The following is a 17740-nucleotide window of genomic DNA, read 5'->3' on the forward strand; positions in this document are numbered from 1 at the left end:
AATAGTGTCAGTTGTCACCGGTAGCAATAATTTTTAGGATAGAAATTAATTGAAGCTCTGATCGGCAATTTATTGCTTCGGTGGGGCTTTCTGTCTTCCACGAAACATCTAAAATTTGGAGCTTGGCATGAATAAATCACTCGGTTACATGTTGACCATTATTTTGCCCATCGCTTTTTTGATTTCATGCGGCGATAAAATCGAACCGGGCACGACAGAAAGCCAACAGTGTCCCACAGTCAAAGCCCCTGTTTTGGTGGCCAAACTGACCCATGAGCCCTTTTTATATGAGGCGGTTGGCACGGTCGCTGCACGTACCGCCAGCACCATATCCAGCAAACTCATGGGTGTGATCCAGTCCGTACATGTGCGCGAGGGCGATCTGGTTAATAAAGGTGATCTGCTGGTGACCATTGATCAGCGCCAGGTGGCTGCCCACCTGGCGAAGGCCCAGGCAACGGCGGAAGTGGCTGCCAAGGAGTATCAGCGTTATCTACAATTACTTGAGGCTCAATCGGCTTCCCAACAGGAGTTTGATCGTGCCGAAGCCCAGTACCGTCAGGCTCAGGCAGCCGTGGCCGCGGCCCGGGTAAGCATCAAAGACGCCCAGGTTCGGGCACCCTATGCCGGCCGAGTGGTAGCCAAAATGGTTAACGCGGGGGATCTGGCTTCTCCCGGTACACCTTTTTTAACCGTAGAGCAAGAGGGGCTATATTGCACCGATCTGGTGCTGCCGGAGCGATACATACAGTCGATCCGGGTAAATATGACCGTAAAAATTGTGGTACCGGCGATGAACGACCGGGAATTTGACGGCAAGGTGTGCCGTATTTTTCCCTCGGCCGATGCCCGCAGTCGCTCCTTCCAGGTCAAGGTAAGCATGCCTGAAGGACCCGATTATAAATCAGGCATGTTTGCCCGGGTCTCTTTTCCCGTTGGTGGCAGCGGTATCCTGCTCATTCCGCGAAGCGCCATCGTAGAACAAGGACAGTTAAACGGAGTCTTTGTAGTGGATGATTCCCGCATCGCCCGTTTCCGGTTGGTTCGCATCGGTAAAACCTTCGGTAAACATGTTGAGGTGGTCTCCGGCCTCACCGACGGTCAACACTATGTCTCAAAAGTGTCTTTTGCATTGAAAGATGGTGTTAAGGTAAAAAGCGATACCTAAATCGATATTTTCAACTTCGGAGTTCACGTTGAGTTAAATATTATCATAGCTGGAGCAAATAATGACTGATACTACCGGTACAGCAGGTAAAATCGCTCGCTTTTTTATCGATTCCAAACTAACGCCCCTGGTGATTACAGCCTCTCTTTTGCTGGGAATTGCCGCAGTAGTTGCCCTTCCCCGGGAAGAAGAACCCCAGATCATTGTACCCATGATCGATATCTTTGTACAGATGCCCGGTGCCGGCGCCAAAGAAGTGGAACAACGTATCACCAGTCCCATGGAGAAACTTCTCTGGGAAATTCCCGGAGTGGAGTACGTCTATACCACCTCCAGCCCGGGATTGAGTATGGCCGTGGTAAGATTTCTGGTGGGTCAGGACGAAGAGGAATCCATCGTACGGCTGCAGTCTAAGCTCTTGGCCAACTTTGACCGCATTCCATGGGCAGCCACTCCACCCCTGATCAAGCCGCGCTATATCGATGATGTGCCCATCCTTGCTCTGACCTTTTGGTCCCGTCAGGTGGAACCCTATATCCTTCGCCGAGTCGCCGCTGAAGTGGAAACTATCATCAAACGTGAACCCAATGTATCCATAACATCAATCATTGGTGGGGTTCAGCGCCAGATTCGTGTTCTCTTTGACCCGTTGCGCCTTGCATCGGTGGGCATTGATCTGGAAAAGGCGGCCATGATGTTGCAGGCAGCCAACCAGGAAGCCGATACCGGTGGTTATCCCTCCCCAAAGGGACAAGTGACCGTGCATGTGGGTGGTTTTTTAAATACCATCGAAGACGTTCGCCGGGTAATTCTCGGCACCCACGGCGGTCGTCCTGTGTATGTACAGGATGTTGCTACAATCGAGGATGGTCCGGCAGAATCAGACCAGTATCTTTTCTTTGGCACCGGACCGGCCTCAGCAGAAAGCCACATCAAAAACAGGGATCGTTTTCCGGCTATCACGTTGACGGTTGCCAAACGCAAAGGCACCAATGCTATTGCGGTTGCGGAAAAAGTGCTTCACCGTATCAAAGATGTGCGAGGCACCATCATCCCAGACAACATTCAAATGACCGTCACCCGGCACTATGGCGAAACCGCCAAAGAAAAATCAGATGAGCTGCTGTTTCACATGGCCATTGCCGTGATCTCGGTGACCCTGTTGATCTGGTTTACACTGGGACTCCGTGAATCTGGTGTGGTAGCCCTGGCCATTCCGGTTACCTTGGCGCTGACCATGGCCACCTTTTACTGGTACGGTTATACCCTCAACCGTATCACCTTATTTGCGTTGATTTTCTCCATCGGTATTTTAGTGGATGATGCCATTGTGGTGGTGGAAAATATGGTTCGTCACAATCACCTGCCGGAAAACAAAGGCCGCAGCCGTTTCAAGATCGCCATCGAAGCGGTAGACGAAGTTGGTAATCCCACCATTTTAGCCACTTTGGCGGTGATCGCCGCCATATTGCCCATGGCTTTTGTGGGCGGATTGATGGGGCCATATATGCGGCCCATTCCTGTGGGAGCTTCGGCAGCCATGGTTTATTCCCTTCTGGTGGCCTTCATCGTTACCCCCTGGGCAGCAGTTCGAATACTCAGATCGAATGACAGCGGTCATAGCAAAACCCATAATCATTCCCGCGAGGATTGGAGCACCCGCCTCTATCGCAGGGTGATGAACCCCCTGATCCACCGTCGCCGCTGGCGCTGGATCTTTTTGGCGGCTGTGGTGGGATTGCTGTTACTGGCCTGTGCCATGGTGGGCATTGGAATGGTCCAAGTGAAAATGCTGCCTTTTGACAATAAAAGCGAATTCCAGGTGATCATTGACATGCCAGAGGGAACCACCCTGGAAGCCACTGCTGCGGCAGCCCAGGATATGGGAGATTACCTTTCCACCGTAAACGAAGTCACCGATTACCAGATCCACGTGGGCACCAGCGGTCCTTTTAACTTCAACGGTATGGTCCGTCACTATTATCTGCGTCAGGCCAACCATCATGCCGATATCCAGGTCAACCTGGCAGAAAAAGGCCACCGCAAGCAACAGAGCCATGCCGTAGCCAAACGGGTTCGTCCTGCCCTGGTACAGATTGCCCGGCGCCATCGGGCACGTATCAAAGTGGCCGAAGTTCCCCCCGGTCCACCGGTTCTCTCTACCCTGGTGGCTGAAATTTACGGACCCGATTATGAACGCCAGCGTGAAATTGCCGCTCAGATCATGCAAGTCTTTGAAGAAACCCCCGGGGTGGTGGATGTGGACTGGTTTATGGAGGACGAACATCCCAGATATCTCCTGAGTTTGGATCGCGAAAAAGCCGCTCTTCATGGCATTACTCCGCACCAGATCAGCAGTACTTTAAAGCTGGCCATGAGTGGCCGACAGGTGGGACTGTTGCATCAACCCCGAGAAAGAGAAGATGTCCCGATCATTCTCAAACTGCCGTTGGCGGACCGTGCCGATGTGAAACGTTTGGGAAATATCAAGTTGCAGGCTTCTGACGGCCATCTGGTTCAGCTCTCTTCTCTGGTGCGTGCTGATATGACCGCACCCGATAAAAGCATTTACCATAAAAACCTCATGCCCGTGGTTTATGTGACCGGTGATGTGGCCGGCGTAAAGGAGAGCCCGGTATACGCTATTCTGGAAATGCGAAAAAAGATCGATGCGATTCAACTGCCAGAGGGTTATGGTATTCAACAACACACTGCCAATCTGCCCAACAGCGACCGCAAGTATGCCATGAAGTGGGACGGTGAATGGCACATCACCTACGAAGTCTTTCGCGACCTGAGCATGGCCTTTGCAGTGGTACTGATCCTAATCTTCGTTTTGGTGGTGGGCTGGTTTCAATCCTTTTCCACTCCGTTAGTAATCATGGTTGCCATTCCTTTTTCTCTCATCGGTATTTTACCTGCCCACTGGGCCATGGGGGCTTTCTTCACCGCAACCTCTATGATCGGGTTTATTGCCGGCGCAGGTATTGTGGTACGTAACTCAATTATTCTAGTGGATTTTATTGAACTGCGGGTTAAACAGGGCGCGCCTTTAGATCAGGCCGTGGTGGATGCCGGAGCGGTAAGGTTTCGACCCATGATGCTTACCGCTGCCGCAGTGGTGGTGGGAGCCTCGGTAATCCTTTTCGACCCCATCTTTCAAGGCCTGGCCATCTCCCTGATGGCCGGCGAAATTGCATCGCTGCTTTTTTCCCGCATGACCGTACCTATATTGTACTACATGGACAAACGATGGGAATCAGCCCACGCCCATGGTGCCGATGTGACTGCTGAAATAGTAGAGGAATAATATGATTCATCAAGGGGTCTAGTAAATACACTCTTTATAGGCGAATAAAATGGAATATCTTCTCAAATTCAGTGAGCTGAAAAAATATTTCCAAAAAGCTGATTTCTTTGATGTGAAAGTATTCCAAGGCAAGACCACATTGAGGAAATTTATTGCATCTATGTTGTCCTACTATCCATGGTGGATCGTCCAACTCTATCGTATCCGCAGGCTGCTCGTCGGCCTTTTGGGCCTTGTTAAACATGAAGCCCCGGAAAATTTGCCCAACCTGAAACCGGAAGATGTTTCTTTTACCCCTGGAGACAATGTTACCTTTTTCATCGTTCGACGCGCCAAAGAGAATATCTTTTGGGTTTCGGAAATCCCTGATGACAAACATTTACGGGCATATTTCGGCGTTGTCAAAGAACCTGTAAGCCATTCTATTAATCGCTTCTACGTTATTACTACTGTTTTTTATAAGCATTGGACAGGTTCGGTTTATTTTAATCTTATTCGACCGTTTCATCACCTGGTTGTTTCACGAATGGCTCAGCATGGGCTGAAGTAACCGAGTCAACCATTTTATAGCTTAGGAATAACTCAGTTGGAAACCTACACTGAACCCAAAAAACTGGTTAAAAACATTGGTTATCAGGAACAAAAGCAACAAATGCTGGCCGGCCTCACTGATGGCATGATCGACGCCCCCATCATAGGACTGATTAAAACAATTAATCGCTTGCCTTATTGTTTCACCCTGCAATGCTGCTACGGGCATTTTACCTACAACAGTCAGAATAATACCCACAACCTTGAACCGTTGCCGCGTACAGAAAAAATTGAGCGCGTGGAGTACAGGATTGCCTACATTGCCTTTTGTATTGAGCACAGTGCTTGGGGAAGAAGTCTCATTGCCGCTCTTAACAAAATCACTCATTTTGACCCGGAATACATACAGCTCTGCAGTGCAGAGTGGTTCTGGGAAAGACAGGTTAATTCTTATGCGTTACAGGTGGAGCCGGACAGGTTTAAGCATCAGGACAGAGTTATCCTTGATTATGACGAAGCATTGCATGTTGAAACCACACGAAATCAATTCTTTGACCACCTCAGAGAATTATTTCTAAACTTGTTGGAATCATCAGGTTATCGATAGCAGATTTTATGCTCAAACGGACCATCCCCGTGGTTTCCGTGGCAAACGACGGCTGCTTAATCGTTGATACAAGATGCAAAACTATCATAAACAGAAATTTACCGCAGGAGGATACATTGAATATTTCAAAAATCTAATATTGAATTTTCCCCAATTTCAAAAGCTGAAGAAAAAAAAAGGCCGTTATGTTGATATTGGATGTGGATCAGGAGAGCAAATTTTTTCCATTGCCCCTCATTTTGCACAATTCACATTCACCGGAATCGACCTGTCTAAGCCCAATATCTATGCCTGTAAGAAAGCGTTATCAAACATGTCCGACCGTTCAAGATTTAACTTTATCCATGATGATTTCATTGAACACCCATTTAATAGAACGTTTGTCATGGCCTTTTCCTACTCTGTGTTCCAGCTTTTGGATGCTTCGATTGATGATTTATTGAGACGGGTATGGAAATTGCTGGAACCCAACGGTTATCTTGTGTTGAGCATGCCGTATGCCTGCCGATACAACACTTGTTTAAATTATGTTAGAAAAATTTTAGGACTGCTTCGGTGTCATCTGTTTGATCGGCTTATTGTGGATATTGCCCACATGATGTATCGAAAGAAATTCTCTAAAACCTTCCTTCGTGAAAGGATGTTATACTTGGATCAGGTGGATCGCAATCTGTTCGATTTGAAGGCAACCAAAGCTCTAGACCAATTTTGGAAGATCGAATTTCATGAGCAGACCCCCTCCCCCAGTTTTATTCAAAGCAGGCATATGTCGCTTATTTTGCGAAAAATCAATCCGCAACAAGCTTTCTAAAAAAAGTGATGGTGTCCTTTGTTTCCGCAATTAATGAATAAATAAGCACAGAAAATTGAAGACCGAAAATCACACTTTCCAAAATAAAGAACTGCCTCGGGGTTATGGTAAACAGCAGGAAAGGAACCAGTACAGCGGACATCCACATTAAAATATACCTAAATCTAATCTTTTGCTTTTGATTTTTTTCTCTGATCAAAGACGCAATTTTCAATATCACATAGATAATAACAACATCGGAGATGCTCCATAATATCCCCTGAACTTTTGTCGTCCACATATAGGCTCCGGTGGAAAAGTTTTTTCCTATTTCAAAGAAAATCATATCCATTATATTTGAATTCATCATACCTTCCTTTTTAACAAGAAGAGGATTTTAAGTCCGATCAATCCAACCACCCATTCGATCAGAATCCAGAACATCCCGCATATTTTGATGTAAAAATTAAACATATTTTGCATGTTTTTAGGGTGATACCGATCCATATCCGCCAATGTGCCAACATAGCAATGATAGCTGATATAAACAGCAACTAGAAACACCAAGAATATACCCGGACCAAATAAAAGAGTATTATTAAGTATTGATTTTTTCTTTTCTAAAGCCATTCTCAACAGATTATAGATTTGGAAAACATAAATTGCGATCACCGCTTCGATTGCCACCCACAGCGTGCAAAAGAAATTCCATAAGTAGCTGTAGTAGAAATGTCCCAAGGACCTGTATTTAATCCCCAAATATGTGTCGATATTTATCTCTTCGCCGAAGTTTAAACAAACAAGAATAATAAAAAAAGTGATGCAAAAGAAGACAAATTCTCTTTGTCGCGCTTCTCCTTTTTTCAGGAAGAGGAAGCTTTTTCTGATATAAACCATGACCAGTCCTTCGGCAAAGAGCCAGAAGATTCCCATGATCTTTATAAACAGTGATATGCTCATCCTCTCCTAACCCTCATGAACTTGAAATATGAAGCATTGCCAGAATGAAAATACTGGTAGAAATAGGAAACAAATCTGAAAGCAACTGATCGATTTCTACTGTACCTACAGCGAAAAATCAACCTTCGGGTTATCGGTTGTGGAAATGCCTTGACGAGATAATGACTTATTATCTGTATCCGTACCCTGACCATATAAATGAAGAGTCGGAGAGTTTTTAAATTTCCATACTATCACTGGGGAAATCGCCTTATAACAAGTATTAATAAATGTGTTCACCACCAGATTTAAATTGATTTTTTCATCAATCCGTGTCATTTGATCTATCTCGTTATCAGCCGGTTTGATATGTTTTCGCTAAACCCATAACTTGAACACCGAACCCGCTTCGATGAATTTTACCAGCCGATACCCATAAATTTTATGTATATCTTTTCCATTCGGCCATAGGGAATCGCATGATGCTTAAATCATTTTTTACAGCAAAAACCGTTCAATGGCTTTTTCCCCTAGTCATTATAATTCTCTGGGGAAATCAGGCCCCGGCAGAAGTAAAACAAGAACATCCGGTATTCACCTTTCGACTTCTTTTAACCGAGAAGAAATGCCAGATGGCTATTTGGGTGACCGATAAACACGGGGTCTTTGTGGAAACTGTCTATATCACCCGGAAAATCGCTAAAAAAGGGCTGGGAAATCGCCGTGGTGGATTGGATGACAAATGGGGTGGTGCCCGTTTAAGTGCTTTGCCTGTATGGGCTTACAGCCGTGGTGTGGACTATGGTAATGGAAATTTCTATCCTCCTAAACACATGCCTCTGCCGGATGCTATTTCTTCGGCCACACCCAAAGCAGGAGAATTCATTTGGAAATGGCAACCCCAACAGGCTCTTAAACCGAGTCAATATTTTTATTACATCGAAGTCAATAAGAGTTTTGATCAAAACGAACAGCACCACTACAGCTGGTATCGCGGTCAACCCTCTGTGGTATGGCAGGGAAGTATCCAGGTTGGCAATGAAACTTCGAAAAGCGAAGCTAAAATGATCGGGCATGGAGATGTGGATGGAAAAAGCGACCAAATCAACCCTGCCCTGTCAACGCTTACCACTTCTCTGGGATTAATCGAAAAAGCCGAAGCCGTTTATGATCCATAGGCTGTATCAATGAAATGGCTCTACGTTCAACTGGGCCATGCATACACATCTCAGCAACCTCTTTGCAGGACCAACTGAACTTAACCAATCCCTTTTTGAACTAAGAGCAGGTAGATAAACATGTTTTTTTTAGACAAACCATATGTTTCGAATTTTTTCAAAATGACTGTCAGGGATAATGACATCCCGGTGGTCGGTACGGATATAGCAAATGATTTAGGCCTTTATAATGGGACAAAGGTAATCAGCGAACAAAAAGCGATTGCAATGGCTCGAGAGCTGAGTAATCCCCCCATCTATACTACATCAGAAAATTCAATCGGTTGGATATCGAAGCATTTGCCTTTTTCCAAACTTCCGGAAAAAATAGAGCTGTTCAAAGATAAACTAAAATTTCGTGAATTAACCAGACCGATCTTCCCCGATTTCTACTTCAAAGAGGTTCTGGCGGAAAACTTGAAAAAGATCCGGTTTAACCAAATCTCACGACCATTTATAATCAAGCCAGCTGTTGGTTTTTTTAGTATGGGTGTCCATAAGGTCTCATGTTACCAAGAGTGGGTTCGCACCATTGATTCTATCACCGGCGAAATCAACCAAATTAAAAATCGATACCCTAAAGAGGTGTTAAGCACCCGTTCTTTTATTATTGAACAATGTATTGATGGCGAAGAATTTGCAGTCGACGCCTATTATAATTCGACCGGTGAACCGGTTATTCTGAGCATCTTTAAACATCCTTTTTCTTCGGGCAACGATGTAAGTGACCGGGTTTATATTTCTTCCAAACAGATTATCGAAAATAACCTGGAGGAATTTACCGGTTTTTTAGCAAAAATTGGCAATTTGGCTGGAGTAAAAAATTTTCCGGTCCATGTTGAGCTTAGGCGAGACAAAAGGGGGACCTTATTACCGATCGAAGTAAATCCAATGCGGTTTGGCGGTTGGTGTAGCACACCAGATATATCCTTTCTGGCCTATGGATTTAATCCTTATCTATATTATTATTTGCGTAAAAAACCAGACTGGTCTGAGGTTCTTAAAGGAAAAGAGGGAAAACTATACTGTATTATCGTATTGGAAAATTCCACCGGCATAGACGTGGCTAAAATTTCATCATTCAACTATGAAAAGTTACTTTCAAATTTTGAAAATCCACTAGAGCTTAGAAAAATTGATTATAAAAAACACTCAGTCTTCGGCTTCTTGTTCACGGAAACCAGAGAAAACAATTTTAACGAGCTTAAAAACATTCTCGATTCGGATTTGAATGAATTTATATCAATCCGATAGTATAATAGCTTCATTCACTAAGGTTTTCCTCTGTTAAGGATTATCAGTTGGAAAGACCTTGACTGAACACCGAACCATTTTTTATATTCGATTAAATGTCACAAAAACCATTTATTATAAAACGGCTCCTGGTGGTTTCCTTTTTGCTGCTGGTCCTGCTAATTTTGTCCACATTTCTGGGTCTTTCCATGGGGTCTTCCGGAAACGGCGCAAATGCCGTTTTTAAATCGCTGTTTGGGGTGAATGAAGCTGATTCCATGATTCATACCATTATCTGGAAGATTCGTTTACCTCGTGTGCTTCTGGCAGCCCTTGTAGGTGCAACGCTTTCACTGGGCGGACTTGTTTTTCAGGCACTTCTTAGAAACCCGCTTGCCGAGCCTTACATTCTTGGAATTTCAGGCGGATCCGCTATTGGTGCAATAATCGGCATACTGGCCGGACTATCCCGTTTTCCGGGCGTCAGCCTCACCGCCTTTCTGGGAAGTATTGCCACCCTTCTTTTAATCCTTGCCATGTCATCCGGACAAACGATCCTTAAAAAAGATTCCCTGCTGCTATCGGGGGTGATGGTGAATGCCTTCTGTTCTGCCATTATTATGTTCCTCATATCGATCACGCAGGACTCACGGATCCATAATATCATCTTCTGGCTCATGGGGGATCTTTCCATGAGTGACCTGAAGCAGGTTGAAATGCTTTCTCTGACACTTGTTCCCTGTTTTATTATCATATTCCGTTACTCGCACACCATGAACCTCCTCCTTATGGGAAATGAAATGGCCCAGACCATGGGGGTGAACATTAAACGAGTCACCACTATTCTGCTTGTCACCACATCTTTTATGGTCAGTTCCACCGTCAGTCACTGTGGCCTGCTCGGTTTTGTCGGACTGGTTATGCCCCATCTTTTTCGGCTTATGCTGGGTTCTGACCACCGTATCCTCGTTCCGGCATGCATTCTTGGGGGTGGATCATATATGGTTTTCTGTGACCTGATGTCGAGAATCCTTTCGCAACATGGAGAAATGCCTGCAGGAGTGATTACTGCCATGATCGGGGCACCTCTATTTATATACCTTTTAAAAAGATCAAAATGAAGAATAGCGCTGTTGACATAACCAATCTCAGTTTTACCTACCGCAATCATCCTGTGTTGCATCATTTGTCCTTTTCTGTTTCGCAAGGCGAATTTTTTATCATCATTGGCCCCAACGGCTCAGGAAAAACAACCCTGATGAAAATAATGGCCGGAATCCTGAAATCCAAAATAGATGAGGTTAAAGTTTTTAACCAACCTCTCAAAGAATATACCCGGAATGATCTGGCAAAAATAGTTGCCATTGTTCCCCAGATGGCGGTTGCTGATTTTCCTTTTACAGTCACGGAACTGGTCCTTATGGGACGCTCTCCCCATCTGAATGTGCTGGGCTTGGAACAGCAAAAAGATCTTGAAATTGCGCAAAATGCCATGGCCTTTACCGAAGTTGAACATCTGGCTCATAGAAAAGTGGATCAATTGAGCGGAGGCGAATGCCAGCGTGTTTTCATTGCCAGAGCAATCTGCCATGAACCAAAAATAATCCTGCTAGATGAGCCCACCGCATCCCTCGATCTTGCTCACCAGCTTAAAATTATGGATTTGATGGAAAAGTTGAAAATTCAACGCGGGATGACGGTGATAATGGTATCCCATGATGTAAATCTGGCGGCCATGTATTCTGATCGGCTGTTGCTGCTAAAAAATGGAGAAATTGCCGGTCTGGGAAAACCGGATGAAATATTGACCTTGCAGATACTAAAGGAAACATACGATTGCAGGCTTTTGGTTGATGAAAGCCCGGTGGGTAAATTCCTCAGAATTACACTGGTGCCTGAAAAGCATCAGCCTAAATGATGATACTGTTGCAAAAAGTCACGTCAACAACTTAGTTTATGCCACCATTTTTCCAGAAATACCAATGATGTTGCCAAATCGTGGTATGAAAAGACTTCCAATGACACAGTTTGAGAAAATTGATTTAATATCCCAATGATCTCCTCCGCCCTTTCTGCTGCTAAACGTGTCAATGAAAGGTGGTCACAGCCGTTTTCAACGCCATGAAGGTGTATAATGGATATATGGTTATCGTGGTCACTAAAAAATCCCTCTAGATCCTCACCCCTCACCATAAGATGCCCCATATCCATGCAAACGGTAAAATTAAATTCCCTCACCATATCTTCCACCCATGCAAAAGGATAATTTATATTCTCAATCGATATGTCTTCAGCTTTTGCTCCTAAGTTCACTAACCGATTAATCGCTTCGTATATACGCTCCCGCCATTTTTGCACCATCTCTTTTTCACCCGAAGTTTCATCGTATGATAAATGGAGGGTGCAGGTAGACGGGCATAAGGGTGAGCTTAAATCAAGCACACGCAGTATGGTTTCCACCGCATGATGTCGTGGGGATGGATCTTTATGCCCGAATGATATATCTGTTGGCAGATGAATGTTATAGGTAAGATCGAATTCTGCTGACAGAAGTGAAAGCGCACCGATATCATTTTGCCCGGGGAGGCTGCCCGGTTGACTTTCAAATAGCAAAAGCTCTATCTCATCTATATACGGTCCAAGCATGGTTACATTGGGCACATAACCGTCCGAATAGATAAAGGATGTGGTGCCGATTTTAAACGGGTACACGCCTTTGTATGATTTTGGCAGAGGCAGATGCATTGATTAAAATAGAAATAGAAAAACCGTTACCCCACATAATGTGACAAGCCATATCACCGAAGACAGTACCATTAGATCGCAGGCTTTTTTTATATGGATGATTTCTGCTTCCCCGAAAAACTCTCCTATAAACGGCTTATGAACCAGCCGGCCGTGATAGTAATTGGGGCCGCCGAGCTTTATTCCCATGGCGCCGGCAAATGAAGCTTCGGGAAACCCCGCATTGGGGCTTGAGTGATTTTTTCCTTCTTTTATGGCGGTTTTTAACGCACGCCACCCTTTTTGTAAAACGAGTTGGGCAGACAGCGATATAATGGGTACTGACAGGCGGGCAGGAACATAATTGGCAACATCGTCTATTCGTGCGGCTGCTTTGCCAAAATGAACATACGTTTCATTTTTATACCCAACCATGGAGTCTAACGTATTCACCATTTTATAGGTTAGTGCAAGTGGAGCGCCTCCGATAACGGCAAAAAATAAAGGTGCGATAACGCCATCCACCAGGTTTTCAGCAACGGTCTCAACGCAGGCCCTGATCATTCCTCTTTCAGTCAGTTGTTTGACATCTCTGCCCACTATACATGAAAGTTTTATTTTTGCTTCCTCTATTTTATTCCTGACCAATGATCGCTTTACTTCCATGGCCGCTTGTCTGAGCGATCTAACCGAAATACACCAGTAAATCAGTACAGTTTGCAAAACCATTTCAACTACCGGATGTATTTTTCTCGCAATAACCACCAAGCCAAAACTCATTATCCAGGTGGAAATTATGAGAATGAGCGCGAAAAAGGTTCCGTAAACTGTGAGATTTTTTGAATTTTTTCTAAATGCAGGTTCAAATCGTTCAATCGCTTTCCCCATCCATCGAATGGGGTGGGGAAGAAACAGAGGATCACCGACTATCAGATCGAGAACAACAGCAGCAGGAAGAATAATGAATAATCCACACGATTCCATCATGGGTTGCTTATATCCGATATTAAAACAGCCAGTTTATCCGCAAACATCCGGTTCACATTCTCTGTGTTCAAGGAGAAACGGATAAATTGTTCGGAAAGTCCTTTGAAATTAGAACAGTTTCGTAACAGTATTTTCTCGTGTTGCAATTGTTCGCAAACTTCTCCGGCAGTAACGATGTCCGGCAGTTTGGCAAGCATGAAAGCCACCTGACTTGGGATTACTTTTATCCGGCCGGTCGACTCTAGTGTTTCAGCCAGCTTTTCTCTTTCGTTTTTAACAAATTTTCGCGTCTGCTCAACAAAACGGTCTATCTCACTTTTGTTCATCATCAGGTAAGATGCTGCCGCTTGCGCAAGGCTGTTCACACTCCAGGGAAGCATGTATTTTTTGAATTTGCGGATGATGCCTTTTGCTGCAATTAAAAATCCAATCCTCAGTCCGGGAATCCTGAATATCTTGGACATCGAATTTAAAATCACTACATTGGCAAAACCGGAGCAAATCATGCTTGCTTTTTCACCGTTTTCCACAAACGCAAGGTAGGATTCATCTATGATAAAATGGGTATGGGGAAAAGATCGGCAAATAAAAATTATTTTTTCAGGGGATATCAATGTCCCTGTTGGGTTGTTGGGGTTACAGATAAAAACCGTATCATACCCCTTGATTTCATTTTTCAACGCATTAATATCGACCTCAAATAAAAGCGACTCGGAGGCTATAAAAAAATCAAACTCGACCCTATGCATTCGGCAGGCATCGGCATAATCGGAATATGTGGGTCCGATTATCAGCGCTTTCTTTGTTTCCAGCACTTGTGGAATGGCATATATTAACGGAGTGGTTCCGCTTCCTGCTAAAATACATTCAGCATCTAAACCGCATCGCTGGGCAAATTCGGTTGATATTTCTTTTGCATCGACTTGAGGAAGTGCGGTGATTAAATTTAACCTTTTTTGTAAATGCACTTTCAGACCTGGTGGGGGGCCCAGAGGATTCACATTGCTGCTCATGTCGATAATTTCACCAGGCTGGCAACCAAGTCTGGTGGCAACATCATAAATATTTCCACCGTGGCCTTTTATCATTCAATCTCCATTATTCTTTTTTCAAAACAGCCGAATCGAAGCCAATAAAAAAAGCCCTGCTTCCAATATTTCGACCATTGCTCCCAGCATATCACCGGTGACACAGTCCATTTTTTTTTTGTAAAACCACAGCACACCGGCAGTAATCATCATAAAAGCAAGGTTCAGCAAAACAGCCTTCAGCCCAAGAAAAATTGAAAGGAAAACAGGAATCACCAATGCCGAAAATCCGATTGCCTTAAGCCTGGTTGCAAAAAACAGTTTGCCTGTTCCGCCATCCGTTCTTCCGTATTTCAAAAAGCGAATTCCGCATAAAATACCTCCCCTGGCATAGGAAGGAATGATAATCAGTAAAAGACTTCTAGATGCATCTAAACCGGTGATACCAGCCCACTTCGCAGATAATCCACCCATAATGGCAACCATACCCATTACGCCGATTCTGCTGTCTTTCATTATGGATAGTGCCTTTTCCTTGGTTCGGCCTCCATAAAGTCCGTCAGCGGTATCTCCCAAACCGTCAACATGAAACGCACCGGTGATAAGAATCAGAAAAATTACATCAAGAAGGCTTGCCACCGGTTTTGACCACAGCAGTAACCCAATCTTGTCGAACAGCGCCACCATCAATCCCAGCACAATACCGACCACAGGAAATAAAGGAATCATCTTTTCCGCATTGAATTTTCCATGCTTCCCCAGAGGAATTATGGTGATAAACTGTATTGCTGCTATCAGATTTTTCATATAGGCGCTTAGTAACGTCATTTAGACGAATTGTTGTCGATATCAGCCAACATGTTGTTTCTATGTTGAAAGATGGCGTTACGGGTTACGAGTTGCGAGTTGCGAGTTTAAAATCGGAAATAATCCTTTTTTATAACACGAAACCCGTCACACGTAACCCGCAACTCGTAACCCGCAACTTACTTGATCACAATAGGAATGCCCGCAACCATCCATATTACCCTGTCGGCAACTTCGGCCACCTTTTGGTTGGTAAATCCTGCCAAATCCCTATACTGTCTGGCAAGCCTGTTTTCCGGGACAATTCCCGCCCCGACTTCATTTGAAACCAGTATGATGGAACATTTTACTTCTTTAAGAGCAAGGATGAATTGATGGATTCTTTGCTGGATACCATCAGGGTCTTCCGTTTCCATGAGCAAATTGTTTATCCACAAAGTCAAACAATCGACTAGGATAATGTCCCCTTCCCTGCTGTTTTTATTGATTGCGGCCGACAGTTCAACCGGAGCTTCAACTGTTTTCCAGCTTTTGTCTCTTTCTTTTTTATGGCGATCGATCCTGTCTTTCATTTCATCATCAAAGGGAATGCAGGTTGCGATAAAGATTTTTTTACTTGCTGCAATCTTTTCAGCCTGTTCAAGCGCTTGCCAGCTTTTACCGCTTCTGCATCCACCGATAATCTGAATTATTTTTTTCATTCATTCACCTGTGAAATAATGGATTCGGTAATTCCTTTTGTATCAATATATTTCTCAAAATGCTCACAGAGAAGATCGTATTCCTTATTTCGTGCTGCAGGGCCATGGTCCTGAGAAACTTCCACCTTCCCCAGTCCAATAGTTTCCAGCCATCGCTTGGTAATACCGGGATTCTCAAACAGGCCGTGCATATAAGTTCCCATGATGCGAAATCCACCGACCACGCATCCATCCTTACAGTTGCAAGATACATTGTTTCGCTGGAAAACCTGAAACATGGAATCACCTTTTTTAATTTCTGTTTGTCCCATATGAATCTCATAGGCAATTCCATCCATATCATCCCAGCAAAACCGAGTCAGAGTCGTGATTTTCGGAGCTTTTAAAATAGTTTCCACCGGCAAAAGAGAAAGCCCTTTGGTGGTACCGGGTTTTCCTTCAAGCCCATCAGGATCGTGGACATACTTCCCCATCATCTGATAACCTCCGCATATACCAAGCATGTGCCCACCATGGTTTATATATGATAAAATTTTTTCCCACCACCCTGTTTTTTTCAACCAGGTAAGATCAAAACGGGTGTTCTTCGATCCTGGAATGATAATCGCCTTGAACCCGGCTAGTTCCTGAGGTTTTTCAACAAAATGAAGATTAACCCCGGGCAGTCTGGAAATAGGATCAAAATCGGTAAAATTTGAAATGTGTGGTATTCGCAATACAGCAATTGACGGAGGACTATCACTGGTCATACCAATGCTCTGCGGGTTTTCGATGATAACCGAATCCTCTGCTTCTATATTAATATGGTTATACCAGGGAAGTACACCAAACACTTTTTTCCCTGTCTTGTTTTCTATCCAGCTTATTCCGTCTTCAAACAGAGCCATATCCCCCTTGAAACGATTAATAATAAACCCGGTAATTCTTTTTTGCTGTTGAGGTGACAGACATTCCAGCGTGCCGATTATCTGCCCGAATACACCGCCTTTGTGAATATCGGCTACCAGAATAACCGATGCATCAGTATATTCAGCCATGCTGAAGTTAACCATATCGTTGGGCATGAGGTTGACCTCTGCACATGAACCGGCACCCTCAAGTACCACCACATCGTACTTGCCTCTTAATCTGTCGACAGCTTCACAGACATTTACGAACAAATGCTCTTTTTTAGTATGATATTCTGACGCCTGTTTGTTTCCAGCTGCCTTTCCGAAAAGTATAATCTGTGAGCCTATGTCACTGGTGGGCTTTAAAAGGATAGGGTTCATATCCACATGGGGAGGAATCCCGGCAGCCTCGGCCTGGACAATCTGTGCTCTTCCCATTTCCAGCCCTTCCGGGGTGACGCCGGAATTGTTGGACATATTTTGCGCTTTAAACGGTGCAACATTTATCCCCTTGTTTTTCAAAAACCGGCAAAGAGCAGTTGAAATAATACTTTTCCCCACATCGGAACCTGTACCAAATACGGCAATACACGGGGCCTTTTTATTTTCTTCTTTAAAATCCAATCTTATGCTTTATTTGATCTCACCTGTATAAAGGCACAAAGCGCCTGTTTGGTGTTGCGGTTTTTTAGTCATGACCTCCGGCCCAGCCGGAGGCTTGCATAAAGCCCTATAAGGGCATCGATACTGATAACCCCTTAAGGGGTATTATTGTGTTAAAATTACTGTTCTGCGACCAAATCCATTT

General features: G+C 44.4%; 18 protein-coding genes. 9 read left to right on the top strand and 9 right to left on the bottom strand.

Annotation, left to right across the window (positions count from 1 at the left end):
* Positions 1-127: 127 nt before the first annotated feature.
* The 5 genes from SWH54_12600 to SWH54_12620 all read left to right on the top strand — a co-directional run bounded on the left by SWH54_12600 (position 128) and on the right by SWH54_12620 (position 6427).
* Entirely contained in the window at positions 128-1168 is a 1041-nt protein-coding gene (locus SWH54_12600) for an efflux RND transporter periplasmic adaptor subunit (GenBank protein ID MDY6792099.1), read from the top strand.
* A 61-nt stretch (positions 1169-1229) separates the two neighbouring features.
* Positions 1230-4478, top strand: a complete 3249-nt coding sequence (locus SWH54_12605; protein ID MDY6792100.1) for an efflux RND transporter permease subunit — start codon at positions 1230-1232, stop codon at positions 4476-4478.
* 49 nt (positions 4479-4527) lie between these two features.
* The gene (locus tag SWH54_12610) at positions 4528-5028 is read left to right on the top strand and encodes a DUF2867 domain-containing protein (protein MDY6792101.1); all 501 of its coding nucleotides are present in this window, start codon (positions 4528-4530) and stop codon (positions 5026-5028) included.
* Positions 5029-5064: 36 nt separating this feature from the next.
* Complete coding sequence (locus tag SWH54_12615) at positions 5065-5616, top strand: hypothetical protein (protein ID MDY6792102.1); 552 nt, start codon at positions 5065-5067, stop codon at positions 5614-5616.
* 73 nt (positions 5617-5689) lie between these two features.
* Positions 5690-6427 carry a class I SAM-dependent methyltransferase gene (locus tag SWH54_12620; GenBank protein MDY6792103.1) on the top strand — a complete coding sequence of 246 codons (738 nt, stop codon included), beginning with the start codon at positions 5690-5692 and terminating at the stop codon, positions 6425-6427.
* Here the strand turns inward: SWH54_12620 and SWH54_12625 are convergent.
* From SWH54_12625 to SWH54_12635, 3 genes are all read right to left on the bottom strand, one after another.
* Positions 6405-6776 (bottom strand): hypothetical protein, encoded by a 372-nt coding sequence (locus tag SWH54_12625; protein ID MDY6792104.1) that lies wholly within the window; start codon positions 6774-6776, stop codon positions 6405-6407. The genes SWH54_12620 and SWH54_12625 overlap by 23 nt on opposite strands.
* Positions 6773-7366 carry a hypothetical protein gene (locus SWH54_12630; protein MDY6792105.1) on the bottom strand — a complete coding sequence of 198 codons (594 nt, stop codon included), beginning with the start codon at positions 7364-7366 and terminating at the stop codon, positions 6773-6775. Before SWH54_12630 ends, SWH54_12625 begins: the two co-directional genes overlap by 4 nt.
* Before the next feature lie 105 nt (positions 7367-7471).
* Positions 7472-7684 carry a hypothetical protein gene (locus tag SWH54_12635; protein ID MDY6792106.1) on the bottom strand — a complete coding sequence of 71 codons (213 nt, stop codon included), beginning with the start codon at positions 7682-7684 and terminating at the stop codon, positions 7472-7474.
* Positions 7685-7824: 140 nt separating this feature from the next.
* Here SWH54_12635 and SWH54_12640 point away from each other — a divergent pair, with 140 nt between their 5' ends.
* From SWH54_12640 to SWH54_12655, 4 genes are all read left to right on the top strand, one after another.
* Positions 7825-8523 (top strand): hypothetical protein, encoded by a 699-nt coding sequence (locus tag SWH54_12640; protein MDY6792107.1) that lies wholly within the window; start codon positions 7825-7827, stop codon positions 8521-8523.
* A 120-nt stretch (positions 8524-8643) separates the two neighbouring features.
* Positions 8644-9816: an ATP-grasp domain-containing protein gene (locus tag SWH54_12645; GenBank protein ID MDY6792108.1), complete on the top strand. Its 1173-nt coding sequence runs from the start codon at positions 8644-8646 to the stop codon at positions 9814-9816.
* Between the two features lie 95 nt (positions 9817-9911).
* Entirely contained in the window at positions 9912-10916 is a 1005-nt protein-coding gene (locus SWH54_12650; GenBank protein ID MDY6792109.1) for an iron ABC transporter permease, read from the top strand.
* Positions 10913-11713, top strand: coding sequence for an ABC transporter ATP-binding protein (locus SWH54_12655; protein MDY6792110.1), 801 nt, complete (start codon positions 10913-10915; stop codon positions 11711-11713). The genes SWH54_12650 and SWH54_12655 overlap by 4 nt, the downstream gene beginning before the upstream one ends.
* 23 nt (positions 11714-11736) lie before the next feature.
* Here the strand turns inward: SWH54_12655 and cbiR are convergent, their stop codons facing one another.
* From cbiR to SWH54_12685, 6 genes are all read right to left on the bottom strand, one after another.
* The gene (gene cbiR, locus SWH54_12660; GenBank protein ID MDY6792111.1) at positions 11737-12507 is read right to left on the bottom strand and encodes a cobamide remodeling phosphodiesterase CbiR; all 771 of its coding nucleotides are present in this window, start codon (positions 12505-12507) and stop codon (positions 11737-11739) included.
* 36 nt (positions 12508-12543) lie between these two features.
* Complete coding sequence (gene cbiB, locus SWH54_12665; protein ID MDY6792112.1) at positions 12544-13506, bottom strand: adenosylcobinamide-phosphate synthase CbiB; 963 nt, start codon at positions 13504-13506, stop codon at positions 12544-12546.
* On the bottom strand, positions 13503-14594 hold the full coding sequence (locus SWH54_12670) for a threonine-phosphate decarboxylase (GenBank protein MDY6792113.1): 1092 nt from the start codon (positions 14592-14594) through the stop codon (positions 13503-13505). The genes cbiB and SWH54_12670 overlap by 4 nt, the downstream gene beginning before the upstream one ends.
* Before the next feature lie 21 nt (positions 14595-14615).
* The gene (locus tag SWH54_12675; GenBank protein ID MDY6792114.1) at positions 14616-15341 is read right to left on the bottom strand and encodes an adenosylcobinamide-GDP ribazoletransferase; all 726 of its coding nucleotides are present in this window, start codon (positions 15339-15341) and stop codon (positions 14616-14618) included.
* A gap of 179 nt (positions 15342-15520) precedes the next feature.
* A complete protein-coding gene (gene cobU, locus SWH54_12680) occupies positions 15521-16042 on the bottom strand; it encodes a bifunctional adenosylcobinamide kinase/adenosylcobinamide-phosphate guanylyltransferase (protein ID MDY6792115.1) in 522 nt (173 codons plus the stop codon).
* Positions 16039-17556 (bottom strand): cobyric acid synthase, encoded by a 1518-nt coding sequence (locus SWH54_12685; GenBank protein ID MDY6792116.1) that lies wholly within the window; start codon positions 17554-17556, stop codon positions 16039-16041. The genes cobU and SWH54_12685 overlap by 4 nt, the downstream gene beginning before the upstream one ends.
* Positions 17557-17740 lie beyond the last annotated feature (184 nt).

This window comes from Thermodesulfobacteriota bacterium, assembly GCA_034189135.1.
Classification (GTDB): Bacteria; Desulfobacterota; Desulfobacteria; order Desulfobacterales; family JAUWMJ01; genus JAUWMJ01.